We start from the raw sequence: 26,760 nt of genomic DNA, 5'->3' as shown, positions 1-26,760 counted from the left end.
GGAACTCATGGAACGGCGGGACTGCTTCAAACGTTGGAAACTCACGTCAACTTTCGGTCGATGCGTTATTGCTGTTCGTGGGTGAGTTGTAAGTTTGTGTATTGTTTGTCTCTGCTGGTGACGAGGAAAACATATTCAACATTTGATGAGTGTGGGCGTTCTTGAATGTCGAGTAGTGTTTGTTTGGCGCGACGCGATTTATCTGCGAGTGCATGTATTCGACATTTTCAATGAATAAGAGCTATTGCATGAAGTTACCTGTATTTGATCTGGCGGATGCCAGTGTTGAGAACCCCTCTTTGTCTGTATTGCTGGATCCTCTGGGCATCAGTTCCGACAACCGGTTGCCGCGGACGGGGGCCTTGACCACCGCAAAGGATACATCCGACGAAATCGTCGACGGCATCGACCTCAAGGCGTTGAGCAGTGAAATTGCCGCAGGTTGCGCCGCCATGATGGATCCCGGGACGTTCGATCCGATCCTCTTCATTCGGGCGCAGATCGAAAAGACGGCGCGCCGGCATGTGACGTCGCAGAAGCTTCTGGCGCAGATCACCCATGACGCCACCATCGGCATCAAGTACGTGGCCAATGAATCGGCCAGGCCCAGTGACTGGCGCAACGGTGAGGCGCCGGCGAAGCAGTGGGTCACCAAGCCGTTCACCCTGGCGGAGATCTGCACGGATCACCACCTGCGGGTGCTCAAGGACGTGGGATACAAACAGATACTCTGGCCCTCGTCGTATCCTCGGGATCTGGTTCAGGCGTTCACCGATGCGGATTATCAGCGTGGCTTCAAGGACCATCTCACCGATGGCCTGAAGCCCAAGTCGGCCAAGCTGTTCGGCAAGCTTCTGAAAAGGGCGGAGCTGCACGATCTGGTCATCCGGTTCATCAAGGACGAGTCCCGGGACATGGAGGACCGGCAACTGGCCTTCGACTACCTCAGGGGGCTGGTGCCTGCACGCACGATGATTCTGCACAGCCGCCCGGAGCTCAAGGTCGATAACGCCGTTTTCATCGGCGCCAACAACCTGAGCCGGGGCATTCTCTTCTTTTTGGGAGAGGACAAGGCAGCGATCGAGTATCCGGAGGGGCCCGACGAAAGAGGGAGGTTCGTGGAAAACAACCCGGACCTACAGAAAAGGCTGCTCAAGCGGGTGCCGCTCAGTGAGCAGCAAAAGCCCCATGTCCGTGACTTCAAGTATCGCGGTCTGGAGTTCCCTCTGTTCGCTACGCGCCCGGTGCGTCGGCAAATCGCCTTCTTCGCCAGCAATGACATCGCCGATACCCTCTTGACCTTGCAGATCGACCGAGCGCTGGCTGACATCGACACGCTGGTCTCGACCGCTGAGGAGCGGCTCACCGACACGGCCCTGGAAGCAACCGGTTATCTGCTGCAATGTCTGGCGTTCGCCGCATCATTGCCGTGGGGCGGGAGCGGGGTGCTCGCGTCGGCCTCCTTGAAGATCCTGGCTTCCATGTTGCTGGGGCTGGGCGCCTCGGCGACGGATCTGATCCGCGCGGAACTCTCCGATGACCCCGCCGAAACAGACCGGCTGCGCATCGCCGCCGCAATCGGCGCGCTGGCGGAACTCGCCGGCCCGATCGGGGAACGGCTGCTCGGCAAGGCGTTGTCGGTGGCAACCAAGAAACGATTGGGGCAGCGCGTCGTCCAGGCAATGAACCTGATCAATCACCCTTCATCGTTGCGTCGGCCATCGGGCAGTATCTCTCATCAATTGGCCAGTACCGTAGGCAAGGAAATACCGGAGTCGGCGAAAGGCGCCTTGGTGGCAGGTCGACTCCATGAGCTGGCGGGCGGGCCCGGCGTCGCCCAGACAATCGCCTCGGACACGCAACTGGTGCGGTACGCGGGGCCGGAAAAAGGCTTTGTCTATCAAGGGTTCACCTTCAGGGGCGACACACGTGACACGTCCGTGGTGTTCAAGGAAGGCTTCCGGCAGCGCACGGTCATCACCGATCTGAATCAGGTCAACGGGTTCAAGGGCGGCTACGGCGGGGCGCACGATGCCCTGGCGCCGGACGGCGCCGGCATCTCCACGTCCGCGTTCTACAAAAAGGACGGTGCGGGCGCCTATGTCTACGGTGGCGCCAAGGGCGGCTTCACCTACTTCATCGACGCCAGGCAGTTGGAAGGCTTTCATCTGTACGCCAACACTGAACTGATGTTCCGTCCCGAATCGGGCCTGAGGCAGCTGCCGCCTCTGGAAATCAACTACGCCGTCGACATTTCGCCGCGCCTGATTCTCGGCGCCTACGACAGCGCCGGCAGGTTCATACCCAACCCCTCAGCCCTGCGATTGGCGATCGAGGCCAGCGGCGAGCCGGGAAAAGGGTTGGGCCGCGAGATCGGCAAGCAGGTTGGAGAGGGGGCCGAGGCATTGCTTCCCGAACATGAGAAAGAAGCGCCGATCAACCGGGATTGAGGCTGTCCGGGAGTCGTTCCCGGCAGGTGTCCGGGAGAATCGACTTGATCTTGTCCCGCAGTTGATCGATGGAAAACGGCTTGCCGATGACGTGCATGTCGGGCGGCACTTCGAGGGTCTCGGCGTAGCCGCTGGCGAACAGGATCGGCAAGTCAGGGCGCAGCAGACGGGCCTGCTCCGCGAGGATCCGGCCGTCCATGTCCGGCAGGCCGACGTCGGTCATCATCAGGTCCACCCGGCGGCCGGAATCCTGGAGGATGTCCAGCGCCTGTTCGCCGCCGTCCGCTTCCTCCACGCGGAAGTCCAGTTCCGCCAACACATCGACGATCAGCATGCGCACGATGGCGTCGTCTTCTACTACTAGGATGGTGGGCATAATCTAAGCTCTCAAGGACTGGACAGGGGAGCGCGGTCTCGCGAAACAACCGCGCTTTAGCATGAGTAAATGGCGCAATGCCACAAGTTCCCCGGCATCGCTCAAAAAGGTGCGAATGCGGGTCGGCCGTCAAGGATAACGGCTGATTTGCGAAATCGCGCAGGCAAACCGGGACAATTGCTGCTAAAGCTGAGAGAAAAATGGATCCATGTTGCCGTTTTCGGGCAAACTCCCTGAATTTCAACAGTTCGACAAGGCTGTCCAATGACCTCTACGTCTTCGGTCGATGAACTACGGTTCCGTAAACTCCTGACCCGCAACGTCAGCCTGCCGCTGGCGGTCGGCGCGCTCAGCGCGGTGTTCTTCGTGGTGCTGATCACGTATCTGCTCTCGGTGATCAAGTGGGTGGAGCACACCGACCGGGTGATCAACAACGCCAATGAAGCGGTGAAGCTCACGGTCGACCTGGAGACCGGGATGCGCGGCTTCCTGCTCAGCGGCGACGAGCACTTCCTGGATCCCTACGAGACGGCCAAGCCGCGGATCGCCGTGGCGCTCGGCACCTTGCTCGAACTCACCGCCGACAACCCGGTGCAGACCGACCGCATACGCCGCCTGCAAGCGTTGCAGGCCGAGTGGGCGACCTACGCGCAATCGATGATCGACCTGCAGCGCAGCAGCGGCGACTACCGCGCCGCCGTCAAGGCCGGGCGCGGCAAGCGCCTGACCGACGAGATCCGCAAGCAGTTCGAGGACGTGATCGACACCGAGCAGCAACTGCGCACCGCGCGCAACGAAGACGTGCGCCGCACCACGATCTGGAGCATCAGCCTGTACATCCTGTTCGTCGCGGCCATCAGCGGCCTGCTGGCCTATGTCGGCCGCCGGGACTTGCTCAACCTGTCGCAGAACTACGGCGCCAACCTCGACGCCCAGCAGGCCAGCGCCCAGCGCCTGGAGCGGCAGGCCTGGCTGCGCAGCGGGCAGTCGGAGCTGGCCGAGCAGGTGTTGGGGCAACTCACCCTCAACCTGTTGGGCCGCAACATCCTGCAGTTCTGTGCCCAGTATTTGGGCGTCGCGGTGGCGGCGCTGTATGTGCGCGAAGAGCACGGCGGCCTCAAGCGTGTGGCCACCTACGGTTTCTCCCGCGACCAGGAAGCGCAGGAACAGTCGATCTACAGCGACGAAGGCATTGTCGGCCAGGCCGCGCAGCAGGGGCGCCTGATCCGTCTGGAACCGGTGCCCTCCGACTACTTCAAGGTCAGTTCGGGCCTGGGAGAGGGCGTGCCGAGCAGCGTGTTGGTGGTGCCGACCAGCGACGATGACCGGGTCAACGGTGTGGTCGAACTGGGCTTCCTGCGCCCGCTCAACGAGCGCGACGTCGAGCTGCTGGAGCTGATCGCCGGCAACATCGGCATCTCCATCGAAGCGGCCCGTTACCGTCAGCGCCTGCAGGAGGTGCTCGCCGAGACCCAGCAGCTCAACGAAGAGCTGCAGGTGCAGCAGGAAGAGCTCAAGACCGCCAACGAGGAGCTGGAGGAACAGTCACGGATCCTCAAGGAGTCCCAGGCGCATCTGGAGACCCAGCAGGTCGAGCTGGAGCAGACCAACGAACAGCTCGCCGAGCAGACCCAGATCCTGGCCGAGCAGCGCGACGCCATGGACCTGAAGAACACCGAACTCAACCAGGCCCAGGCGCAGTTGGAAGAACGCGCCGAAGAGTTGCAGCGCTCCAGCAAGTACAAGTCCGAGTTCCTGGCCAACATGTCCCACGAACTGCGCACGCCGCTGAACAGCTCGCTGATCCTGGCCAAGCTGCTGGCGGAGAACCCCCAGGAGAACCTGTCGGCCGAGCAGGTCAAGTTCGCCGAGTCGATCTATTCGGCCGGCAACGACTTGCTCAACCTGATCAACGACATCCTCGACATCGCCAAGGTCGAGGCCGGCAAGCTTGAAGTGGTGGCCGACAGCACCAGCGTGGAGCGCCTGGCCGAGGGCCTGCGCGGGGTGTTCGAGCCGCTGGCGGCGGACAAGCGCCTGGCGTTCGACGTCGTGGTGCAGCCCGATGCGCCGCAGACCCTGTTCACCGACCGGCAGCGGTTGGAGCAGGTGGTCAAGAACCTGCTGTCCAACGCCGTGAAGTTCACCGAGCAGGGCTCGGTCAGCCTGACCATCGCCGGCCAGCCGAACGACGGCGTGGCGTTCATCGTCCGCGACACCGGGATCGGCATCGCGGCCAACCAGCAGGAAAGCATCTTCGAGGCGTTCCACCAAGCCGACGGCACCACCAACCGCAAATACGGCGGCACCGGGCTCGGCCTGTCGATCTCCCGCGACCTGGCGGCCCTGCTCGGCGGCTTCATCAGCGTCAGCAGCGCGCCGGGTCGCGGCAGCGTGTTCACCCTGGTGGTGCCGCAGCACTACCGCCAGAACAGCGAGACGCCGGCCGTGCCGGTGAACTTCAATCCCGTCTCCATCGAACCGGCCGAGGCGGCGCCCGAGCCGGCGTCACCGCCGTCGATGGACCTGCCGCGGTTCAACGACGACCGCGACAAGGCCCCGTTCGACAGCCGCAGCATCCTGGTGGTGGAGGATGAGCCGAACTTCGCCAACATCCTGTACGACCTGGCCCACGAACTGGGTTACCGCTGCCTGGTCGCCCACGGCGCCGACGAAGGCTACGACCTGGCCCGCGAGTTCCTGCCGGACGCGATCCTGCTGGACATGCGCCTGCCGGATCACTCGGGGCTGACCGTGCTGCAGCGCTTGAAGGAACACCCCGAAACCCGGCACATCCCGGTGCACGTGATCTCGGTCGAGGACCGGGTCGAAGCGGCGATGCACATGGGCGCCATCGGTTATGCGGTCAAGCCGACCACCCGCGACGAACTCAAGGACGTGTTCGCGCGCCTGGAAGCCAAGCTGACGCAGAAGGTCAAGCACGTGCTGCTGGTCGAGGACGACGACCTGCAGCGCGAAAGCATCGCCCGCCTGATCGGCGACGAAGACATCGAGATCACCGCCGTGGGGCTGGCCCAGGATGCGCTGGAGCTGCTGCGCACCACCGTGTTCGATTGCATGGTCATCGACCTGAAGCTGCCGGACATGCTCGGCAACGATCTGCTCAAGCGGATGTCCACCGAAGACATCCGCTCGTTCCCGCCGGTGATCGTCTACACCGGGCGCAACCTGACCCGCGACGAAGAGGCCGACCTGCGCAAGTATTCGCGCTCGATCATCATCAAGGGCGCTCGCTCCCCGGAACGCCTGCTGGATGAGGTCACACTCTTTTTGCACAAAGTCGAATCGCAGTTGTCCCATGAGCGGCAGAAGATGCTCAAGACCGCCCGCAGCCGCGACAAGGTCTTCGAGGGCCGCAAGGTGCTGCTGGTGGACGACGATGTGCGCAACATCTTCGCCCTGACCAGCGCGCTGGAGCACAAGGGCGCCGTGGTGGTGATCGGCCGTAACGGCCGTGAAGCGATTGAACGGCTCAATGAAATCGAGGACATCGATCTGGTGCTGATGGACGTGATGATGCCGGAAATGGACGGCTTCGAAGCCACCATGGAAATCCGCAAGGATCCGCGCTGGCGCAAGCTGCCGATCATCGCGGTGACGGCCAAGGCCATGAAGGACGATCAGGAGCGCTGCCTGCAGGCGGGTGCCAACGACTACCTGGCCAAGCCCATCGACCTGGATCGCCTGTTCTCGTTGATTCGGGTGTGGTTGCCGAAGATGGAACGCATTTAGTGGAACGACATTATTCAGTCGAGCGCAACAGTGAGATTGAGCTTCGGCTGTTGATCGAGGCTATCTACCTCAAGTACAGCTATGATTTTCGCGATTACTCCGGCGCTTCGATCAAGCGCCGGGTGCTGCACGCGCTGAGCCAGTTCGAGTGCAGCACCATTTCCGCCCTGCAGGAAAAGGTGCTGCACGACCCGACCGCGTTCATGCAGCTGCTGCAGTTGCTGACGATCCCGGTCAGCGAGATGTTCCGCGACCCGTCGCACTTTCTCGCGATCCGGCGCGAAGTGGTGCCGCTGCTCAAGACCTATCCGTCGATCAAGATCTGGATCGCCGGGTGCAGCACCGGCGAAGAGGTGTATTCGATGGCGATCCTGCTGCGTGAGGAAGGGTTGCTGGAGCGCACGATCATCTATGCGACCGACATCAATCCGCATTCGCTGGACAAGGCCAAGCAGGGCATCTTCTCCATGGAAAACGTGCGTGCCTACACCGCCAACTATCAGCAGGCGGGCGGCCAGCGGTCGTTCGCCGACTACTACACGGCGGCCTACGGCTACGCGATCTTCGACAAGAGCCTGTGCGAGAACGTGACGTTCGCCGACCACAGCCTGGCGACCGACAGCGTGTTCTCCGAGACCCAATTGATCTCCTGCCGCAACGTGCTGATCTATTTCAACAAGAAGCTGCAGGACCGGGCCTTCAGCCTGTTCCACGAGTCGCTGTGCCACCGGGGCTTTCTGGTGCTGGGCAGCAAAGAGACGCTGGATTTCTCCAGTTACGCCAACCGGTTCGACCCGTTGGTGAAACAAGAACGGATCTACCGCAAATCATGAACGGCGCCACGGGCTTGCCCCGGATCGAGGCCATCGCGGTGGGCGCTTCCGCCGGAGGCGTCGAAGCCTTGCTGACGTTGCTGGCGCCGCTGCGCCAGGGGTTCAGGCTGCCGATCATTGTCGTGCTGCACCTGCCGGAAGAGCGGCGCAGCCAACTGGCCGAAGTCTTCGCCAGGCGGATGTCGCTGCCGGCGGTCGAAGCCATCGACAAGCAGCAGATCGCCCCCGGCACCGTGTACTTCGCCACGCCCGGCTATCACCTGTCGGTGGAGCAGGACCGCAGCCTTTCGCTGAGCCTGGAGGACCGGGTGCACCATTCCCGGCCCTCCATCGATTACCTGTTCGAGTCCGCCGCCGACGTCTACGGCGCGGCGCTGGCCGCCGTCCTGCTGACTGGCGCCAACCACGACGGCGCCCAGGGCCTGGCCCAGGTCAAGCGCCACGGCGGGCTGACCGTCGTCCAGGATCCGCAGGAGGCACACGTGGCCACCATGCCCCTGGCCGCGCTGAGCCTTCATCAACCCGACCACATTCTCCCCCTGCACGGCATCAGCCGTTTGCTTGTCGAGCTGGAACGAATCGCATGCTGAGTAATATCCAGGCAAAACTGCTGATCGTCGACGATCTGCCGGAAAACCTGCTGGCCCTGGAAGCGCTGATCAAGCGTGAAGACCGCATCGTCCACAAGGCGTTGTCGGCGGACGAGGCGTTGTCGCTGCTGCTGCAGCACGAATTCGCCATGGCCATCCTGGACGTGCAGATGCCCGGCATGAACGGCTTTGAACTGGCCGAGATGATGCGCAGCACCGAAAAGACCAAGAACATCCCGATCATCTTCGTCAGCGCCGCCGGCCGTGAACTGAACTACGCGTTCAAGGGCTACGAAAGCGGCGCGGTGGATTTCCTGCACAAGCCGCTGGACGTGCAGGCGGTCAAGAGCAAGGTCAACGTGTTCGTCGACCTGTACCGCCAGAGCAAGGCCCTCAAGCAGCAGCTCGAAGCGCTGGAGCAGAGCCGGCGCGAACAGCAGGTGCTGCTGGAGCAGTTGCAGAGCACCCAGGCGGAACTGCAGCAAGCGGTGCGCATGCGCGACGACTTCATGTCGATCGTCGCCCATGAAGTGCGCACGCCGCTCAATGGCCTTATCCTCGAAACGCAGTTGCGCAAGATGCACCTGGCCCGGGACAACGCCGCCGCGTTCACCCTGGACAAGATGAACGCCATGGTCGAGCGCGACGAGCGGCAGATCCAGAGCCTGATCCGCCTGATCGAAGACATGCTCGACGTGTCGCGCATCCGCACCGGCAAGCTGTCGATCCGGCCGAGCCGTTTCGACCTGGCGCAATTGGTGGGCAACCTGCTGCAGAACTTCGCGCAGCAGATCGAAGCGGCGGAAACCGAGGTCAGCTTCAGCGCACCGGAGCCGGTGGAAGGGTACTGGGACGAGTTCCGCATCGAGCAGGTGGTCTCCAACCTGTTGACCAACGCCTTGCGCTACGGCGGCAAGAGCCCGATCCAGGTGCGGGTGTACCGCGAAGGCGACGAGGCGCGGGTCGAGGTCGCCGACCACGGCATCGGCATCAGCGAGGAAAACCAGAAGCGGATCTTCCAGCAGTTCGAAAGGGTGTCGGCCAAGACCGTGGTGGCCGGATTGGGCCTGGGGCTGTTCATCTCCGAACAGATCGTCGCGGCCCATGGCGGTTCGATCACCGTCCAGAGCCGGATCAACGAAGGCGCGCTGTTTCGCGTCTGCCTGCCGCTGGGCGAAAACGGCGAACCGGACGCAACCTCTGAGTGACCGCACGGTCGTACTCAGCAGCTATTGACCGAACAAAGGCTTTCCATGAGCACAGATGCACAAGATGTAGTACTCGTCGTCGAGGACGAACCCATTATCTTGATGATCCTCACCGACTACCTGAGGGGCGAGGGTTATCACGTCCTGGAGGCGGAAAACGGCGAGCAGGCCTTCGAGATCCTGGCGAGCAAGCCGCATCTGGACCTGCTGATCAGCGATTTCCGTCTGCCCGGCGGCATCAACGGCGTGCAGATCGCAGAGCCGGCCGTCAAGCTGAGGCCGGACCTGAAGGTGATCTTCATCAGCGGCTACCCGCAGGAGATCCGCGAGACCGACAGCCCGATCACGCGCAAGGCGCCGATCCTGGAAAAACCGTTCGACCTGGACGTGCTGCAGGAAAAGATCCGCGAGCTGCTGGCGTAAGGGCTGACGGCGGGCTCAGAGCCCTTGCTGCAACGACGGGTCGTCCGGATTCATCTGCTCCAGCTGGGCCAGCAGGATCTGGACGTTCTGCAGTTGGCCGCTTTCCTTCCAGTAACTGATCAGCAGCACCCGGGCCTTGCGGTCGGCGGGATGGCGCTGGACGACTTCCTGCAACTGCTTCTGCGCCGCCTCCAGTTCCTCGGCCCCGTGCAGGGTGGTGGCCAGGTCGTAGCGGTAATCCTTGTTGTCGGGCTCAAGCTCCACCGCCCTGGACAGGCCCAGCAGCGCGTATTCGCGTTGGTCGTGATGCAGCAGCCACAGGCCCAGGGCATGTTGCAGGTAGGCGGAGTCGGGCTGGGCCTTCAACTGTTTGGCCAGCAATTGCCGGGCCGCGTCACTCTGGCCCTGGCGGTCCAGCACTTCGATCTGCATCACCAGCGCGGGCAGGTTGGCCGGATCCAGGCGCAATGTCTGCTCCAGCGCCTCCTGCGCCTGCTTCAGTTCCGCATTGTGCAGGTGCAGGCGGGCCAGCTGCGCGTAGCGGTCGGCGCTTTCGGGCTCAAGCTTGAGGGCCTGTTCCCAACTGTCGATGCCTTGCTGCAGCGGGGCGAAATACAGGCCCAGTTCGTCCGGGGTCAGGCCGAGCAGGGCGTTGATCGTCGCAAAGCGCACCGTCTGGTCTTCGTCGTCCAGCAACGGGCCGAGCAACAGGCTGCGTTGGCCGCCGGGCACCAGGCCGACGATGCTCTTGATCGCCGCCAGCCGCACGTCCGGCGACTCGTTCTGAAGGTCCGCATCCGCCAGCTTCAGCGCCTGGGGGCTCGGATAGTTGGGCAGCTCGGCGTGCAGCCAGACGCGCCGCTTGACCGTCAGGTCCGGACGCGCCAACTGCTGGTAAAGCACCCGGGCGGCGCCGGGCTTGCCGGCGCGGGCGGCGGACAAGGCTTCGCTGTAGCCGTGCTTGATCGCTTCGGGGATGACCGGTGCGGTGCTGCGCAGGGACAGCCAGGCAACGCCGAGCGCCAGCACGAGACCGAGGCTGATGAGCAGGTAGCGGCGAGACGGTGGCATGCAGGGATCCGGAGACGGGCGAGGGGCAAGCTTCGGTCAGTGCGCGCCATGAGTCAAACCCTGTGGCCGTTTATGCCGACGGATCGGCATTTCACTTCGCACGAATCGGCCTACAGACTGCGTCGACCACGTTACCTGTCGAGCCTTCGATGCAGTGTCTACGCTTACAGGAGTCGTCTGGATGAGCGTGTCCATGCAAGCCTTGGTCAATTACTTCAATTCGGTGCTCCATCCCGGTCGGGCGGTGCTGCTGTTCGGCCTGCGTACCGTCGCCGCCGGGCTGCTGACGCTGTACCTGGCGTTCCTGTTCGATCTGGACCAGCCCAAGTGGTCGATCATGGCGGTGGTCATCATCAGCCAGCCGTTGGCCGGCATGGCCCTGGCCCGCAGCTTCGGCCAGGTCATCGGCACGACGCTCGGCGCGGTGGTGGCGGTGCTGATCATGGCGATCTTCCCCCAGGCGCCCTTGCCGTTCATCGCCACCCTGGCGCTGTGGCTGGCCCTGTGCACCGCCGGCGGTACGCTGCTGCGCTACACCAGTTCACAGGCCTTCGTGCTCAGCGGATACACCGCCGTGGTGGTGGCCTTGCTGGCGATTCCGGATCAGGACGGCACCTTTCTGCTGGCGGTCACCCGCGTCACCGAAACCTTGCTGGCGGTGGCCTGCGTCTGCGTGGTCAGCCTGTTGACGGCCCGTCCCGAGGCGGTCACCCGGGGCTATTTCGACAAGGTCGATCAGGTCATCAAGCTTGCGGCCCTGCATTCGGCGGCGGTGCTGCGCACCGAAGAGGACGAGGCCGCCTTCCAGCAGCGGCAGATGCGCCTGCTGGGGGAGATCAGTGCCCTGGAAGGGTTGCGCCGCCACCTCTATTTCGATGCCCCGAGACTGCGCAGCGCGGACGGTCTGGTGCTGCTGCTCGGCAACCAACTGATGCTGCTGACCTCACGCCTGACCGCGTTACGTCACCAGCGCGAATTGCTCACGGCGCGCTGGGAGGGGGAACTGCCGCCGGATATCCAGCGTCTGCGCGCCGAGGAACTGGCCTTTCTCGACCAACTGGCGCAGCAGGGGCGTGCGCTGCCGGCCCAGGCGCGTCACCACTTCGTGACCCTGCAACAGCAGTTCGACGAACTGGCCTATAAGGCCGAGCAACTGACCGAAGACATGAGCGCGACCCTGCGTTCGCTGGCCTGGGCGTTGCGCTGGGAACAGGCGCGCCTGTTGCAGCAACTGGAACAGATCCTGGAACTGAGCGACGCGATCCAGGAGGGAAGGGAGGCCAGTTGCGTGTTCCGCGGTCAGGCCAACCCCCTGCACCTGGATTTCACGCTGGCCACGATGAACGCCATCCGGGCCTTCAGCGCCTTGATGATCGCGGGGCTGATCTGGATCGAGACGGCCTGGGACGGTGCCCGCGGCGGAATGATTCTGGTGGGGATCCTGTGTTCGCTGATGGCGACCTTTCCGCGCCCTCTGATCGCCGCGCAGAGCTATGCCCGCGGGTTGGGCCTGGCCCTGGTGGTGTCGGCGTTCTACCAATTCATGCTGGTGCCGGCGGTCAGCGATTTCGAACCGCTGGCGTTGCTGCTGGCGCCGTTGCTCTATGTGATCGCGGTCGGCCTCGCCAGCCCGGCGACGGCCGGCATCGGCATGGGGCTGGGGCTGTCGAGCTTCCTGATGCTCGGCCCGCAGAACGTCGGGACCGGGCAGAACTCGGCCATCCAATGGTTCGAATTCGCCGGCGCCTACGTCAGTGCGGCCATGCTCGCACTCATGGTCTATGCCTGGATCTTTCCGTTCCGGCCGGTGCTGCGGATTCGTCGCTTCTACAACGAGGCGCGGGAGCAGGTCTATGCCCTGACGAAGGGGGCGGCCACCGACGAACAACAATTTGAGTTCGAAAGCCGCATGGTGGATCGGTTGACCACGATGCTGGGGCTGCTGCCGGCGGCCAATGACCGGGCCATGCAGGCGTTGTACGAAACCAGCCTGGCCTGCGTGGCGGCGGGGGTGGCGATGCATCAGCTCAGGCAGCAGGCGCAGGGCAATACGTTGCTGTCGGAAACCTTCAGCCGTCGTTTGACGGCGGCGGTGCGGCAAGCCGGGCGATTTGTCGTGGGCCGCCCGGATGTGCAGCTCAAGCCGTTGCTGGTCGAACTGCACGCGTTGGGCGACGGTCTCGACGACCTGCATGTCGCCAGCCATGAACACGTGTGGTCGGTGTTTCGCATGCGCGTGGCGCTGTTGATCGTCGTCTCGTTCCTGGAACGGCACGGTGAGCGCCTGCAACACCCTGTCCCTGAAGGAGAGCCGGCCCTTGCCCATTGATTTCGAGATAGGCGGGGTCTACCTGCCGCCGATTGCCCAGGCGCTGTTGCTGGCCATCCCTGTCTTTCTCCTGTTGGACCGGGTGCTGCGCCGGCTGGGCGTGCTGCGTCGGGTCTGGCACGAGGCGCTGTTCGAGGGTGCGCTGTACGCCTGCGTCTGCGCGACGTTGATTCTGCTGATGGGAGCCTGAGGCCTTGAAGACATTGCTTGCCCGATTGACGACATTGGCGGTGGTGGCGCTGGCCATCGTGCTCGGCTGGTTCGCCTGGGAGCATTACACCCGCGCCCCGTGGACCCGTGACGCGAGGGTGAGGGCGGATGTGGTGACGCTGTCGGCGGACGTGTCGGGCCGCATCGTCAAATTGGCCGTGCAGGACAACCAGCATGTGCAGAAGGGTCAACTGCTGCTGGAGATCGACCCGGCACGCTACAGCCTGGCGGTGGAGCATGCCCGGCGCTCGGTGGAGGTGGCCAAGGCAGCGCTGGGGCAGTCCCAGGCGGCCATCGTCGCCAGCGGGGCGCTGCTCAAGCAGCGCGAAAGCGAAGAGCGGCGACGGCGCACCCTCAAGCAAGGCTTCGCCATCTCGGGGGAGGAATGGGAGAAGTCCAGCACCGAAGTGGCCGTCGCCCAGGCCGACCTGTTGCGCAACCAGGCCAATCTCGGCCTGGCCGAGGCCAATGTGCAACTGGCGGTGGCGGCGCTGACCCAGGCGGAGCTGGATCTGCAGCGCACCCGGGTGGAGGCGCCGGTCAGCGGTTACGTCACCAACCTGCTGACCCGCGAAGGCGACTATGCCGTGACGGGCGGCGCACTGGTCGCGTTGGTGGACAGCGAATCGTTCTATGTCAGCGGCTATTTCGAGGAAACCAAACTGCCCAGGATCAGCGAGGGCGACCGGGTACGGGTCGAGTTGATGAGCGGTGAGCGGTTCGAGGGCACCGTGCAGAGCATCGCCTTTGCCATCGCCGACCGTGAGAACGCACCGGGCAGCCGGCTGCTGGCCAACATCAACCCCAGTTACACCTGGGTGAAGCTGGCGCAGCGGGTGCCGGTGCGGATTGCGATCGATGGTGGCTATGCCGGCAAGGATCGGCTGCGGGCGGGGACGACTGCGACGGTGACGGTGCTGGAGCACAAGTGAACTTGGTGAGACGGCATTGCCGCTGTCTGATCCACCGCCATCGCCAGCAGGCTGGCTCCCACAGGGGATCATCGGTGGCCGCAATATCCAGGCACACCACAAAAACTGTAGGAGCTTGCCTGCAAGCGATGAGGCCGGCACTGCTGATATCTGTATTGCCTGATCCACCGCCATCGCCGGCAAGCCGGCTCCCACAGTTATTGCGGTAGCCGCAGTTTCTGCATGTACCCACGGCCCCCTGTGGGAGCTGGCTTGCCAGCGATGAGGTCCGTCCAAACGACACCGCAGGCTGACCTGGCGCCGCAAAGGGCATCACCCAAAACCGAACCCTCAGAAACAAAAAAGCCCCGCGACCGAATGATACGCGGGGCAAAGAATTGGTTGGTTGCGGCCAACCAAAGGAGCTCTTTAAAAAAACGGAATTACTTGCTGGCGACGGTCTCCGGCTGCCAGCCGCCACCCAGGGCCTTGTAGATCGCGACGATGCCGCGGTACAGGTCGACTTCGGCCTGGGCCTGGCTGTCTTCGGCGGCCAGGCGCTCACGCTGGGCGTCGAGCAGCACCAGGAAATCGGCGGTGCCTTCGCGGTAGCGGATCTCGGCGAGGTCGGCGGCCTTGCGGCTCGACTCGCTTTGACGGATCAGCGAGATCAGGCGCTGTTGGCGCTTGCCGTAGTCGCTGAAGGCGTTCTCCGATTCCTCGAGGGCCAGCAGCACTTGCTGCTCGTAGGTCGCCAGGGCGCCTTCGGCGTCGGCATCGGCGCCGCGCAGGCGGGCCCGCACGCTGCCCAGGTCAAACGCTGCCCAGGTGATGCTCGGGCCGAGCGCCCAGGCGTTGGCCGCCGATGAGCCGATCTGCGAGCCGCGCCCGGCCGTCCAGCCGAGGAAACCGCTGAGGCTGACCCGAGGGAACAGGTCGGCCTTGGCCACACCGATGCGCGCCGTGGCGGATGCCAGTTTGCGTTCGGCGCTGAGGATGTCCGGACGGCGTTGCAGCAGTTCGCCCGGATCGCCGATCGGCAGCGCCTTGGCGATCGCCGGCAGGTCTTTGGGGCTCAGGTCGACGGTCAGCTTGTCCGGACGCTCGCCCAACAGCGTGGCGATGCGGTTCTTCTGGCGAACCTGCTCGGCCTGCAGTTGCGGCACGCTGGCTTCCACGGAGGCGAGGCGGGCATCGGCGCGTTCCACGTCGAGCTGATCGCCCACGCCGGCATCGCGCAGGCTGATGGTGATCTTGCGCGACTCCTGCTGGTTCTCCAGGTTGGCCAGCGCGATCTTCTCGCGCAGTTGCGCGCCGCGCAGTTGGCCGTAGGCGTCCACCAGTTCGGCGATCATGGTCACCTGCAACTGGTACAGGTCGGCTTCGGCCGCCTGCTGGTCGGCCTCGCTGGCTTCCAGGTTGCGCTGGATGCGGCCGAACAGGTCCACTTCCCAGGCCATGTCCAGCCCCAGGTCATAGCGCTCGCTGTTGACCCGGCGGGTGGTCTGGCCGGGAATCTGTCCCTTGGCCAGGTCGCTGCTGGCGCGGCTGGTGATGGTCGGCATGGCGTCGTTGCTGACGTCGTCGCGGATCGCCCGGGCAGCCTTCCAGCGGGCGAACGCTACGCGCAGCTGGCGGTTGCCTTGCAGCGACTGGGTCACCAACTGGTTGAGGGTCGGGTCGTCGAACTGCTGCCACCAGATGCCTTCGAACTTCGAACGGTCGAAGTTCTTCTGGCCGGCGGCGCCATCGGTGGCGGCCGTGATGTTGGCCGCCTCCGTGGCTGGGGTCTTGTAGTCGGGGCCGACGGCGCAGGCACTCAAGGCCAGCACCAGCAGACTCGGCAGGAAGACTTTCAGACTCATTGTTGCGCCTCCAATTGCAGGGCTTTGGCCGCTTTGCGGGCTTCACCGCGCTCCACGAAGTTGCGGATCAGTACATAGAAGACCGGCGTCAGCAGCAGACCGAAGAAGGTCACCCCGAGCATCCCGGAGAACACCGCCACACCCATGGCGTGACGCATCTCGGCGCCGGCGCCGGTGGAGATCACCAGCGGCACCACACCCATGATGAACGCGAAGGAGGTCATCAGGATCGGCCGCAGACGCAGACGGCACGCTTCCAGCACCGCAGCCAGCGGATCGAGGCCTTCCTGCTGCTTGTCCTTGGCGAACTCGACGATCAGGATCGCGTTCTTGCACGCCAGGCCCACCAGTACGATCAGGCCGATCTGGGTGAAGATGTTGTTGTCGCCGCCGGAGGCGATGACACCGGTGATGGCCGACAGCAAGGTCATCGGTACGATCAGGATCACCGCCAGCGGCAGGCTCCAGCTTTCGTACTGCGCCGCGAGCACCAGGAACGCCAGCAATACGCAGAGCGGGAACACGAACAGCGCGGTGTTGCCGGCCAGGATCTGCTGGTAGGTCAGGTCGGTCCACTCGTAGGTCATGCCGTTGGGCAGTTCGTCCTTGAGCAGCTTCTCGATGGCGGCCTGGGCCTGGCCGGAGCTGTAGCCCGGGGCTGCCGCGCCGTTGATTTCAGCGGTGATGAAGCCGTTGTAGTGCATCACGCGGTCCGGCCCCGAGGTGTCGCTGACCTTGATGAAGGTCGCCAGCGGGATCATTTCGCCCTTGTTGTTGCGTACCTTGAGCTGGCCGATCTGGTCGGATTCGAGGCGGAACTGCTGCTCGGCCTGAACGTTGACCTGATAGGTGCGCCCGAAGCGGTTGAAGTCGTTGGCATACAGCGAACCCAGGTAGATCTGCAGGGTGTCGAAGATGTCGCTGACGGCTACGCCGTGGGTCTTGGCCTTCTCGCGGTCGATGGCGGCATCGACCTGCGGCACGTTCACGGTGTAGCTGGTGAACAGGTTGGCCAGCTCCGGCACGTTGTGGCTCTTGGCGATGATGTTCATGGTTTCCTTGTACAGCTCTTCGTAGCCCAGGTTGCCCCGGTCTTCGATCTGCAGGCGGAAACCGCCGATGGTGCCCAGTCCCTGTACCGGTGGCGGCGGGAAGATCGCCATGTAGGCTTCCTGGATCCCCGCGTACTGGCCGTTCAGGGCCCCGGCGATGGCGCCGGCGGACATGCTCGGATCCTTACGCTCGTCGAACGGTTTGAGGGTCACGAACACGATGCCGGCGTTCGGGCTGTTGGTGAAACCGTTGATCGACAGGCCCGGGAAGGCCACGGCGCTTTCCACGCCCGGCTGTTTCAGGGCCAGGTCGGACATGCGCTTGATCACGTCTTCGGTGCGGTCCAGGCTGGCGGCGTCCGGCAGTTGGGCGAAGGCCACCAGGTACTGCTTGTCCTGGCCGGGCACGAAACCGGTCGGCGTGCTGGAGAAACCGAAGAAGGTCAGCACCATCAGGCCGGCGTAGAGCAGCAGGGCGATGCCGCTGCTGCGGATGACCCGGCGCACGGTACCCACGTAGCCATGGCTGGCCCGCACGAAGAAGCGGTTGAACGGACGGAACAGCCAGCCGCCCAGCAGCTTGTCGAGGATGCGCGAGAAGCGGTCCTTCGGCGCGTCGTGGCCCTTGAGCAGCACGGCAGCCAGCGCCGGCGACAGGGTCAGCGAGTTGAACGCCGAGATCACGGTGGAGATCGCGATGGTCAGGGCGAACTGCTTGTAGAACTGACCGGTGAGGCCGGAGATGAACGCCGCCGGTACGAACACGGCGCACAGCACCAGCGCGGTGGCGATGATCGGGCCGGTCACTTCGCCCATGGCGCGTTGGGTCGCCTCGAACGGGTTGAGCCCCAGTTCGATGTTACGTTCGACGTTCTCCACCACCACGATGGCGTCGTCCACCACGATACCGATGGCCAGCACCAGGCCGAACAGCGACAGGGCGTTGAGCGAGAAGCCGAACAGGTGCATCACGGCGAACGTACCGATCAGCGACACCGGCACCGCCACCAACGGGATGATCGAGGCGCGCCAGGTCTGCAGGAACAGGATCACCACCAGCACCACGAGGATCAGCGCTTCGAACAGGGTGTGAACCACCGCTTCGATGGAGCCGCGCACGAAGATCGTCGGGTCATAGACGATGCTGTAGTCCATGCCTTGCGGGAAGCCTTTCTTCAGCTCTTCCATCTTCGCCCGCACCTCGTTGGAGATCTCGATGGCGTTGGAGCCCGGACGCTGGAAGATCGGGATCGCCACCGCCGGCTGGTTGTTCAGCAGCGAGCGCAGGGCGTACTGGCTGGAGCCCAGCTCGACGCGGGCGATGTCCTTGAGGCGGGTGATCTCGCCGTTTTCGCCGGCGCGGATGATGATGTTCTCGAACTCTTCCTCAGAGACCAGACGGCCCTGGGTGTTGATCGACAGCTGGAAGCTTTGCGCGTTCGGCGCGGGCGGCGCGCCCAGTTGGCCGGCGGCCACCTGGCGGTTCTGCTCACGGATGGCCGTCACCACGTCGGTGGCGGTCAGGTTGCGCGAAGCGGTCTTGTTCGGATCCAGCCACACCCGCAGGGAGTAGTCGCCCATGCCGAACAGCTGCACGTCGCCGACGCCGCCCAGGCGGGCGAGTTCGTCCTTGATGTTCAGGATCGCGTAGTTGGACAGATAGAGCATGTCGTAGCGCTTGTCCGGCGAGGTCAAGTGCACAACCATTGTCAGGTCGGGCGAGGCCTTGTCGACGGTGATGCCGATGCGCGTCACTTCCTCGGGAAGCTTGGGCTCGGTGCGGGTCACCCGGTTCTGCACCTGCACCTGCGCGTTGTCCAGGTCGGTGCCCAGGGCGAAGGTGATGGTCAGGGTGATCTTGCCGTCGGCGGTGGACTGCGAGGACATGTACAGCATGTTCTCGACGCCGGTGATGGCCTGCTCCAGCGGAGCGGCCACGGTCTCGCCGATGACTTTGGGGTTGGCGCCCGGGAAGTTGGCCCGCACCACCACGGTCGGCGGCACGACTTCCGGGTATTCGCTGATCGGCAGCTGGAACAGCGAGATCGCACCGGCGATCAGGATCAGCAGCGACAGCACCGCTGCGAAGATCGGCCGTGAAATGAAGAATCTGGAGAAATTCATCGGAGTTGTTGTCCCTTAACCGCGTGGGGTCGCAGCAGCCAGTTTCACAACCGAACCCTGCGCGCCCTTGGCGGGTGCGACTTTGGGCAGGTTGCTGGCTTCCAGCGCTTGTCGTTGTTGAGCGAGGGCCGCGAGGGTCTGCTCGCTGGCCATCGGAACCACTTCAGGGGAGACCGGCGAACCCGGACGCACCCGTTGCAGCCCCTTGACGATGATCGTGTCGTCCTTGTTCAGGCCGTTGCGCACGATGCGCAGGCCTTCGATCTTCGGCCCCAGTTCGACGGGGCGGTAGGCGGTCTTGTTGTCCGCATCCATCACCAGCACGAACTTCTTGCCAAGGTCGGTGCCGACCGCTTCGTCGTTGATCAGCATGGCGTTGTAGGTGCCGCTGCCGACCAGCTTCAGGCGGGCGTACAGGCCGGGGGTGTAGGTGCCGTCGGTATTGTCGAACACCGCCCGGCCGCGGATGGTGCCGGTCTTGGGGTTGACCTGGTTGTCGACGAAGTTCATCTGGCCCAGGTGCGGGTTGCCGTCTTCGTTGGACAGGCCCATGTACACCGGCGTGGTGGCGCCGCGCTGGCCCTGGCGGGCGAGCTGGGTGTACTTGAGGAACACGCGCTCGTCGGCGTCGAAGTAGGCGTAGACCTTGTCGGTGGAGACCACGCTGGTCAGCGCCGTGGTGTCGGCGGTCACCAGGTTGCCGGCGGTGATTTCGGCACGGCTGACGCGGCCGCTGATCGGTGCGGTGACGCGGGTGAAGCTCAGGTTCAGCTTGGCCAGGTCCAGTTGCGCCTGCAGGGCACCGACGGCGGCGCGGGCTTCCTGGGCGGCGCTGGTGCGCGAGTCGGCCAGTTCAGCGGAAATGGCGTTGCTGGTACGCAGGCGTTCGCCGCGCACGGCTTCGTTTTCGCTGCGGGTGGCGTTGGCGCGGGCCTGGGCGACCAGGGCTTCGAGGCGGCGCACTTCGGCCTGGAACGGGCGAGGGTCGATCTGGAACAGCAAGTCGCCTTTCTTGACCAGCGCGCCTTCGGTGAAGGCGACTTCGTCGATCTGGCCGGAGACCCGCGGACGGATTTCGACGGTTTCCGGCGCCTCCAGGCGCCCCGTGAACTCGTCCCACTCGTTGACCGGCTGCTCCAGCACCTTGGCCACGCTGACCTTGGCGGCCGGCATGTTGGCGGCGGTCTGCGGCGCCTTGCCGCAGGCGCTCATCACGAGCACGGCCAGGAGGGCCAAGGGGAAGCGCAAATGTTTGAGTGATTGTTCCATGGATACATCCGCCAAAGTATTGAAGATGGGCGGATGATGATCGGCAGGGTAATGGCAAACGAATCGAATGGCGCGAAGGTAACTATCATTCGGAATGATATAAGCAGCGCGCAAGCCCTCTAGCATGCGCCTTTCGTTAGGTGGCTATCAATCGTTCCGGCGGCAATACAGTCTTGCGTGGCGCGCAACGGGGGGGCAACCGTCCGGTGCCCCTGCCGTGCGAGAGCCTATCCGGGGGGCAGGTGGTCGGGGTGTTTGGGGCCGCTTTTGCGGTCAATGTCGCCCACGCCCTGTTCGAGCGCCCGCAGCGCGGTCATGTCGAGGATTTCCACGAGCCGGCCCTGCAGGTTGACGATGCCCTGGGCACGCAGGCGGGCGACAGAACGGCACACAGTTTCCAGGCGCAGCCCCAGGTACGACGCCATGTCCTCGCGGGACATGCGCAGGATGAAGCTCTGGGCCGAGTAGCCGCGATCCACGAAGCAGCGCGACAGGTCGATCAGGAAATTGGCCAGACGCTCTTCGGCGGTGAGGTTGCAGAGCATCAGCACCCGCTCGTGCTCGCGCACGATTTCCCGGCTCATCAGGCGGTTCAGGCTTTGCTGCAGGACCGGGAAGTCGCGGGCCAGGGCCTGCAACCGGCGATAGGGGATCGGACAGACCTCGCTGTCTTCCAGTGCGATGGCGTCGCACACATGGTGTTCGGTGGCGATGGCATCGAGCCCCAGCACGTCGCCGGGCATCCAGAAATTGATCACCACGCCCTGGCCTTCGGCGTTGTTCAGGTTCGTCTTGAAGCTGCCGCAGCGCACGGCGTACAGGGTGGTCAGCGGGTCATTGGCGTTGAACAGCGGGGCGCCCTTGTGGATACGGATGCGCGGGCCGATCAGCGCGCCGAGGCATTGGCTGTCGTCCACCGGCAGTCCGGTCGGCAGGCACAGGCCGCTGACCCGGCAGGCTGCGCAGGCAGGGGGCAAGGGTTGCAGACGGATCGGTGCAGCGCCGTGATCCGGTACGGGGTGGACAAGCCGGGCGGCGGTCGTTTGGCGGGTCATGGTCAGGCCTCCTGCACGCATCGCAGGGCTGCCGGCAGCGAGGTGTTCGCCGCGTCGGCCAGCGGTGATCCGCCGGCCAGCATGTCCCGGCTATGCGGCGCATCGAGCCGGGCAGTCAGGCGTTCGACGAACGATTCGGCCTCGGCGGCGGTGTTGAAGCGTACCCGCCAGTCGTCCAGGCGGACCCACCAGCCGTTCTGTTCGGTGTTCTTTTCGACGTAGACCTTCATGGGAGCCTCCTGAGCGTGCATGAGCATGACAACTGCAAAGCGGTGCAAAGCGAGGGCATCCCTGCCGCCGGCGGGACAGGTCAGGGTGTGATCGCCACCTTCATCACGCCGTCGCGCTGGTTGGCGAACAGTTCGTAGGCGGCTTCGATGTCATCGAGCCGGAAACGGTGGGTGACCAGGGGCGACACGTCGACCCGGCCGCTGGCGACCACCTCCATCAGCCTGCGCATGCGTTCCTTGCCGCCGGGGCACAGGGTGGTGACGATGCGGTAGTCGCCCAGGCCCGCGGCGAAGGCGCCCAGGGGGATGCGCAGGTCGGCGCTGTACACGCCGAGGCTGGACAGGGTGCCGCCGGGTCGCAGCACGCGCAGGGCCGATTCGAAGGTGCCTTGGGTGCCCAGGGCCTCGATGGCCACATCCACGCCGCGGCCGTGGGTCAGGGCCATGACCTGATCGACCACGTCGCCTTGCCGGAAGTCGATCACATGATCGGCGCCGAGCCGGCGGGCCACACTCATACGCGCGGCCACCGTATCGACGCCGATGACAGTGGTGGCGCCGAGCAGCCGGGCACCGGCGACGGCGCACAGGCCGATGGGCCCCAGGGCGAACACGGCCACCGTGTCGCCGACGGTCACGCCGCCCCGTTCTGCGCCGGAGAATCCGGTGGACATGATGTCGGGGCACATCAGCACCTGCTCGTCGCTCAGGTGGTCGGGGATCGCGCAGAGGTTGGCCATGGCGTCCGGAACGCGGACGTACTCGGCCTGACAGCCGTCGATGATGTTGCCGAACTTCCAGCCGCCGATGGCCTTGAAACCGTGCGGCGTGCCGGCACCGTCCTGGGACGCGCACCCGCACAGGCAGGCGTTGCTGTGGCCGCTGGGCGTGATGGCGCCGGCGATTACCCGTTGCCCTTCATGGAAGCCTTGCACCTGCGAACCCAGCTTTTCGATGACGCCCACCGGCTCGTGCCCCACGGTCAGGCCCTTGGCCACCGGGTATTCGCCCCGCAGGATGTGCACATCGGTGCCGCAAAGGGTCGTGGTGGTGATGCGCACCAAGGCATCCAGCGGGCCGATGTCAGGGACGGACTTTTCCTCCAGTACGATGCGGTGCCTCTCGACGAAGACTGCCGCTTTCATCTTCTGTGCCATGGCTCGCCTCCGGGGACGGTGATCGGGCGTGATGTGGGGCTACTGTGCGCCGTCGATGCCCCCGATCTTTGATCCGCGTCAAATTTGCGCGCTGCCGTGACGTGCCGCTCGTCAGCCCGGTGTTTCAGGGGCGCAGATCGAGTTCGTGGAAAATTTCGCTGACGTCGCCCCGTACGTAGCGGGACGTGAACCCCAGCGCCTTGGCCAGATGGTGCATGGCGTAGTTGTTCGCCAGATCCATCGAGACCATGCATTCGAAGCCGTTGCGTTGCGCCGCCGCGACCAGGCGTTGCAGCAGGAGACGGCCCAGCCCCTTGCGTTGCCAGTCTTCGCTGACCGCGACCGCGCATTCGCAATGGCGGCCACCGGGGATGGCGGCGCAACGGCAGACGCCGACCTGCCGGAGCTGGCCATCGGCATGGGCCAGCGCTACGTAGGCCAGGCCGGGCGGAAGGTCGTGCGCCGTGCGCTGCATCTCCAGCCCCGCCAGGCCGCCGCTGAGCCCGGTCATGAAACGGAAGCGCCGGGATTCGTAGGCGAGGGTGCTGCGAAAGCGCTTGTCCCGCTCGCGGTCTTCCTCCCGCAGCGGGCGGATGAGCACGGTCGCGCCGTCCGCCAGTTGTTCCACCCAGTGTTCGCCAGCCTCTGGCTGTTCAATCCGCTGCCTCGCCATGTCGCCTCCCGGCCCTCGGCCCGATAGGGGTGAAGCCGTTGTACCGTGGCGCAGCGGCCCGTTTCTGACAATCGTCAAGTTGCGGCGCAGGTGGCCATTTTCTGATCTTCGTCAAGCCGACGCACGACCGGGTTCCGACAATCGCAGGCATCGACACGCCTGCCGCGCAGGCCCGGAGGTCCGCCATGGGTCAATATCGACAACTGCTGGTGCTGCTCACCGAGGTGGATCCGCATTCGGCCGCGTTGCGCAGGGCTCTGGCCCTGGCGCATGCCAGCGGTGCCGGGGTGCACGTGCTCGGGCTGTTCGAACCGTCCGAGGCGCACCTGCTCAGCGAGGAGCGCCTGAACGAGACCGAGATCCAGCGCCAGTTCGAGGATTACCGTGCACGGCTGGCCAGCCTGGTCGAACGGCACCGCGGCAGCGGTTGCGCACTGACGGTCGACAGCCTGCGGGCGGAGGATCTGCGCGGCCAGGCCATCGATTACATCGGCGAACTGCAGCCCGACATGGTCATCAAGGACAGCGAAGGGGCGTCGGCCCTGGCGCGGCTGTTCAGCACGCCGCTGGACTGCGCGCTGATGCGCGGCCTCAAGGGGCTCACGCACCTTGTGCCGGCGGGCGCGGTGTCGCTGCCGCAGCGCATCCTGGTGGCCGTGGACACGTCGGCGGTCGATGCGCCGGATGCCCAGGCGCGCTTCAACCGCGCACTGGTGCGGGCCGCCCAGGCCCTGGCGCTGCAATGCGACGCTCAATTGCACCTGCTCTCGGCCTACGACTTGATCGGGGTCTTCGCCTCCGACATGAACGTCACCCAGGCGTGGATCGATGAAATGCGCGTTGTCCTGCAAGAACCCTTCGACCGCCTGGCGGACGCGGAAGGCGTCGCGCCGGCGTGCCGGCACTTCATCGAAGGCGACCCTGCGCAGGTGATCCGCGACCAGGTCGCGGCGCTGCACATCGATGTGGCGGTCATGGGCGTCGTGCAGCCCAAGGGCCTGGACAAGCTGCTGGGCGACACCACCGAACGCATCATCAGCCATCCGCCTTGCAGCGTGCTGGCGGTTCATCCTCACGCGACCGACATTTGGGAGCCCTGGCCATGCAACTGACTTTTCTCGGCGGCACCGGCACCGTGACCGGCAGCAAATTCCTGCTGACCCGCGACAGCACCCGGGTTCTCGTGGACTGCGGACTGTTCCAGGGCTACAAGCAACTGCGCCTGCGCAACTGGGAACCGTTGCCGCCGGCGCTGCGTCAACTCGATGCGGTGGTGCTGACCCATGCCCACCTCGACCACAGCGGCTATTTGCCGGTGCTGGCGCGGGAAGGCTACAGCGGGCCGATCTACGCCACCCCGGCGACCTGCGCCCTGGCGCAGATCCTCTTGCTCGACAGCGCCCGGCTGCAGGAGGAGCAGGCCGAGCATGCCAACCGGCACGGCTACTCCAAGCACTCGCCCGCACGGCCGCTCTACACCGAAGAGGACGCGAAGCGGGCGCTGACGCTGTTCCGTCCGGTCGAACTGCATCAGGCCACCCCGATCGCGCCCGGCATTGAACTGCTGTTGCGCACGGCCGGGCACATCCTGGGGGCGGCGACGGTGCAGCTCGGCGTCGACGGCCAGACTTTGCTGTTCTCCGGCGACCTGGGTCGCCCGCAGGATCCGATCATGCGCGCGCCGGAACCGGTGTCGGCGGCGGACGTGCTGCTGGTCGAGTCCACCTACGGCGACCGTCGGCACCCGACGGAGTCGACCGAGCAGTACCTGGCCCAGGTCATCACCCAGACGCTCCTGCGCCACGGCATCACCCTGGTGCCGTCGTTCGCCGTCGGCCGTGCCCAGTTGCTCATGTATTACCTGTACAAACTCAAGCGCGACGGGCTGATACCTGATGTTCCGGTGTACCTCAACAGCCCGATGGCCACCGATGCCACCAGCCTGTACCTGCAATTTCGGAACGAACACCGGCTGACCCCGGACGAATGCGTGGCGATGTGCAAGGGCACGCGTATCGTGCGCACGGTCGACGAGTCCCGGCACCTGGACCAGTTGCGCGAACCGGCGGTGATCATCGCCGCCAGCGGCATGGCCACGGGAGGGCGGGTGCTGCACCACCTCAAGGCGCTGGCGCCCAATCCGCGCAACAGCATCCTGTTTTCCGGCTTCCAGGCCGGCGGCACCCGCGGCGCCGATATCGTCGCCGGCGCCCGCAGCGTGCGGCTGCAGGGCGAAGACGTGCCGATCAGGGCACAGGTGCATGCCATGGACACCCTGTCGGCCCATGCCGACGCCGACGAGATCATGGCGTGGCTGCGCGGGTTCACCCGGCCGCCGCGCCAGACCTATGTGATCCATGGCGAGCCGCATGCCGCCGACACCCTGCGCCGGCGCATCAGCCTGGAACTGGGTTGGCAGGTCTGCGTGCCCGAGCATCAGGAAACCGTCTCATTAGACCCTATGCGCTAGAAGGGCGCGGGAGGTTCACATGGAAACGCAGGCAAGGGCCAAACTGCGGGCCTGGAGGCACCGGCCCAAGGGCAGCCTGGGATGGATCGTGGCCATCGTCGCCTTGCTTGTCGCGGCCGCCGCCTACCGGGCGCTCAGCCCGACATGGCGCTTGCCCATGCAGGATCCGGCGGTGCTGCTGTCCTTGCTGGCCTTGAGCGTCGCCCTGGGCTGGGCGGTGCAGCGTGGGGTGAAGCGCACCGTGGCACGGACGATCTTCGACGGGCAGGGCAGCGGCTGGCAGGCCAGGCTTGGCTTCATCCGGTCGGTCACCCGGGAGTCGAACATCGCGTTGGGTGTGCTGGTGCTGCTGGCGGTGGTCGGCGGGGGCACCCTGTGGCTGGCAGGCCGCTCGGTGGCGCGTATCGTGGACAACTGCGAGGCCAATCTGCAGGCCCAGGTGCAGACCCCCGTCGACGGCCAGCTCACCGCGCTGGTCGGCAAACCGGTGTGCACCTGCCTTGCGCAGACGTTCCTCGACCGCAACGGGGTGCTGCGCCTGGCGCTGTTCGGCACGCCGCTGCGTGAGGTCAGCGGCTTCAAGGCCCTGATGCCGGCGGATGAGCGGCGTTGCCTGACGCAGTACGACCTGCTGCTGGAAGAGTCCGGCGCGGACGAACCGTGAAGGGCTCGGCACGCCTGACCGTCCGTTGAACGATGCGCTCCCGTCGG

21 protein-coding genes are annotated in these 26,760 nt (G+C 64.9%); 12 read left to right on the top strand and 9 right to left on the bottom strand.

Annotation, left to right across the window (positions count from 1 at the left end):
• Positions 1 to 248: 248 nt before the first annotated feature.
• Positions 249 to 2,450, top strand: a complete 2,202-nt coding sequence (locus CAG33_RS17745) for a hypothetical protein (protein ID WP_085639744.1) — start codon at positions 249 to 251, stop codon at positions 2,448 to 2,450.
• Here CAG33_RS17745 and CAG33_RS17740 read toward each other — a convergent pair.
• Positions 2,437 to 2,826, bottom strand: coding sequence for a response regulator (locus tag CAG33_RS17740; protein ID WP_085639741.1), 390 nt, complete (start codon positions 2,824 to 2,826; stop codon positions 2,437 to 2,439). The genes CAG33_RS17745 and CAG33_RS17740 overlap by 14 nt on opposite strands.
• A gap of 264 nt (positions 2,827 to 3,090) precedes the next feature.
• Between CAG33_RS17740 and CAG33_RS17735 the strand changes: the two genes are divergently transcribed.
• From CAG33_RS17735 to CAG33_RS17715, 5 genes are read left to right on the top strand one after another with little or no spacing between them, the layout of a single operon-like run.
• Positions 3,091 to 6,579 (top strand): response regulator, encoded by a 3,489-nt coding sequence (locus CAG33_RS17735; protein ID WP_085639738.1) that lies wholly within the window; start codon positions 3,091 to 3,093, stop codon positions 6,577 to 6,579.
• Positions 6,579 to 7,412 carry a protein-glutamate O-methyltransferase CheR gene (locus tag CAG33_RS17730; RefSeq protein ID WP_085583254.1) on the top strand — a complete coding sequence of 278 codons (834 nt, stop codon included), beginning with the start codon at positions 6,579 to 6,581 and terminating at the stop codon, positions 7,410 to 7,412. The genes CAG33_RS17735 and CAG33_RS17730 overlap by 1 nt, the downstream gene beginning before the upstream one ends.
• A complete protein-coding gene (locus CAG33_RS17725) occupies positions 7,409 to 8,002 on the top strand; it encodes a chemotaxis protein CheB (RefSeq protein WP_085583252.1) in 594 nt (197 codons plus the stop codon). Before CAG33_RS17730 ends, CAG33_RS17725 begins: the two co-directional genes overlap by 4 nt.
• Positions 7,996 to 9,210 (top strand): hybrid sensor histidine kinase/response regulator, encoded by a 1,215-nt coding sequence (locus CAG33_RS17720; protein ID WP_085639735.1) that lies wholly within the window; start codon positions 7,996 to 7,998, stop codon positions 9,208 to 9,210. Before CAG33_RS17725 ends, CAG33_RS17720 begins: the two co-directional genes overlap by 7 nt.
• 45 nt (positions 9,211 to 9,255) lie before the next feature.
• On the top strand, positions 9,256 to 9,633 hold the full coding sequence (locus CAG33_RS17715; RefSeq protein WP_085639732.1) for a response regulator: 378 nt from the start codon (positions 9,256 to 9,258) through the stop codon (positions 9,631 to 9,633).
• 15 nt (positions 9,634 to 9,648) lie between these two features.
• Here the strand turns inward: CAG33_RS17715 and CAG33_RS17710 are convergent, their stop codons facing one another.
• Positions 9,649 to 10,704 (bottom strand): tetratricopeptide repeat protein, encoded by a 1,056-nt coding sequence (locus tag CAG33_RS17710; protein ID WP_085583246.1) that lies wholly within the window; start codon positions 10,702 to 10,704, stop codon positions 9,649 to 9,651.
• A gap of 181 nt (positions 10,705 to 10,885) precedes the next feature.
• Between CAG33_RS17710 and CAG33_RS17705 the strand changes: the two genes are divergently transcribed.
• Genes CAG33_RS17705 through CAG33_RS17695 form a run of 3 tightly spaced genes read left to right on the top strand, consistent with a single transcriptional unit; the run spans position 10,886 to position 14,175 of the window.
• Complete coding sequence (locus CAG33_RS17705) at positions 10,886 to 13,033, top strand: FUSC family protein (protein ID WP_256575727.1); 2,148 nt, start codon at positions 10,886 to 10,888, stop codon at positions 13,031 to 13,033.
• Positions 13,023 to 13,223, top strand: a complete 201-nt coding sequence (locus CAG33_RS17700; protein WP_085583243.1) for a DUF1656 domain-containing protein — start codon at positions 13,023 to 13,025, stop codon at positions 13,221 to 13,223. The genes CAG33_RS17705 and CAG33_RS17700 overlap by 11 nt, the downstream gene beginning before the upstream one ends.
• A gap of 4 nt (positions 13,224 to 13,227) precedes the next feature.
• Positions 13,228 to 14,175 carry an HlyD family secretion protein gene (locus CAG33_RS17695; protein ID WP_085639730.1) on the top strand — a complete coding sequence of 316 codons (948 nt, stop codon included), beginning with the start codon at positions 13,228 to 13,230 and terminating at the stop codon, positions 14,173 to 14,175.
• Positions 14,176 to 14,597: 422 nt separating this feature from the next.
• Here CAG33_RS17695 and CAG33_RS17690 read toward each other — a convergent pair whose 3' ends face one another.
• The 7 genes from CAG33_RS17690 to CAG33_RS17660 form a co-directional block, all read right to left on the bottom strand.
• Complete coding sequence (locus tag CAG33_RS17690; RefSeq protein ID WP_085583239.1) at positions 14,598 to 16,019, bottom strand: efflux transporter outer membrane subunit; 1,422 nt, start codon at positions 16,017 to 16,019, stop codon at positions 14,598 to 14,600.
• Positions 16,016 to 19,195, bottom strand: a complete 3,180-nt coding sequence (locus CAG33_RS17685) for an efflux RND transporter permease subunit (RefSeq protein ID WP_085632432.1) — start codon at positions 19,193 to 19,195, stop codon at positions 16,016 to 16,018. The genes CAG33_RS17690 and CAG33_RS17685 overlap by 4 nt, the downstream gene beginning before the upstream one ends.
• A gap of 15 nt (positions 19,196 to 19,210) precedes the next feature.
• A complete protein-coding gene (gene mexE, locus CAG33_RS17680; RefSeq protein WP_085583235.1) occupies positions 19,211 to 20,464 on the bottom strand; it encodes a multidrug efflux RND transporter periplasmic adaptor subunit MexE in 1,254 nt (417 codons plus the stop codon).
• A gap of 227 nt (positions 20,465 to 20,691) precedes the next feature.
• On the bottom strand, positions 20,692 to 21,519 hold the full coding sequence (locus tag CAG33_RS17675; protein WP_085583233.1) for a helix-turn-helix domain-containing protein: 828 nt from the start codon (positions 21,517 to 21,519) through the stop codon (positions 20,692 to 20,694).
• A 2-nt stretch (positions 21,520 to 21,521) separates the two neighbouring features.
• Positions 21,522 to 21,749, bottom strand: coding sequence for a hypothetical protein (locus CAG33_RS17670; RefSeq protein WP_085583231.1), 228 nt, complete (start codon positions 21,747 to 21,749; stop codon positions 21,522 to 21,524).
• Between the two features lie 80 nt (positions 21,750 to 21,829).
• Complete coding sequence (locus CAG33_RS17665; protein ID WP_085639727.1) at positions 21,830 to 22,906, bottom strand: NAD(P)-dependent alcohol dehydrogenase; 1,077 nt, start codon at positions 22,904 to 22,906, stop codon at positions 21,830 to 21,832.
• A 124-nt stretch (positions 22,907 to 23,030) separates the two neighbouring features.
• Positions 23,031 to 23,579 (bottom strand): GNAT family N-acetyltransferase, encoded by a 549-nt coding sequence (locus CAG33_RS17660; RefSeq protein ID WP_085583227.1) that lies wholly within the window; start codon positions 23,577 to 23,579, stop codon positions 23,031 to 23,033.
• Between the two features lie 185 nt (positions 23,580 to 23,764).
• On the opposite strand from CAG33_RS17660, the gene CAG33_RS17655 reads away from it, so the two are divergent.
• From CAG33_RS17655 to CAG33_RS17645, 3 genes are read left to right on the top strand one after another with little or no spacing between them, the layout of a single operon-like run.
• Complete coding sequence (locus tag CAG33_RS17655; RefSeq protein ID WP_085639724.1) at positions 23,765 to 24,691, top strand: universal stress protein; 927 nt, start codon at positions 23,765 to 23,767, stop codon at positions 24,689 to 24,691.
• Positions 24,682 to 26,049, top strand: coding sequence for an MBL fold metallo-hydrolase RNA specificity domain-containing protein (locus tag CAG33_RS17650; RefSeq protein WP_085639721.1), 1,368 nt, complete (start codon positions 24,682 to 24,684; stop codon positions 26,047 to 26,049). The genes CAG33_RS17655 and CAG33_RS17650 overlap by 10 nt, the downstream gene beginning before the upstream one ends.
• 19 nt (positions 26,050 to 26,068) lie before the next feature.
• Entirely contained in the window at positions 26,069 to 26,713 is a 645-nt protein-coding gene (locus CAG33_RS17645) for a hypothetical protein (protein WP_256576744.1), read from the top strand.
• The last annotated feature ends 47 nt before the right edge of the window (positions 26,714 to 26,760 follow it).

It is taken from the genome of Pseudomonas sp. B3(2017) (genome assembly GCF_002113595.1).
Taxonomy (GTDB): domain Bacteria; phylum Pseudomonadota; class Gammaproteobacteria; order Pseudomonadales; family Pseudomonadaceae; genus Aquipseudomonas; species Aquipseudomonas ekonensis.
The sequence above is the reverse complement of the archived record's forward strand: the minus strand, read 5'-3'. Positions and strand labels throughout refer to the sequence as shown.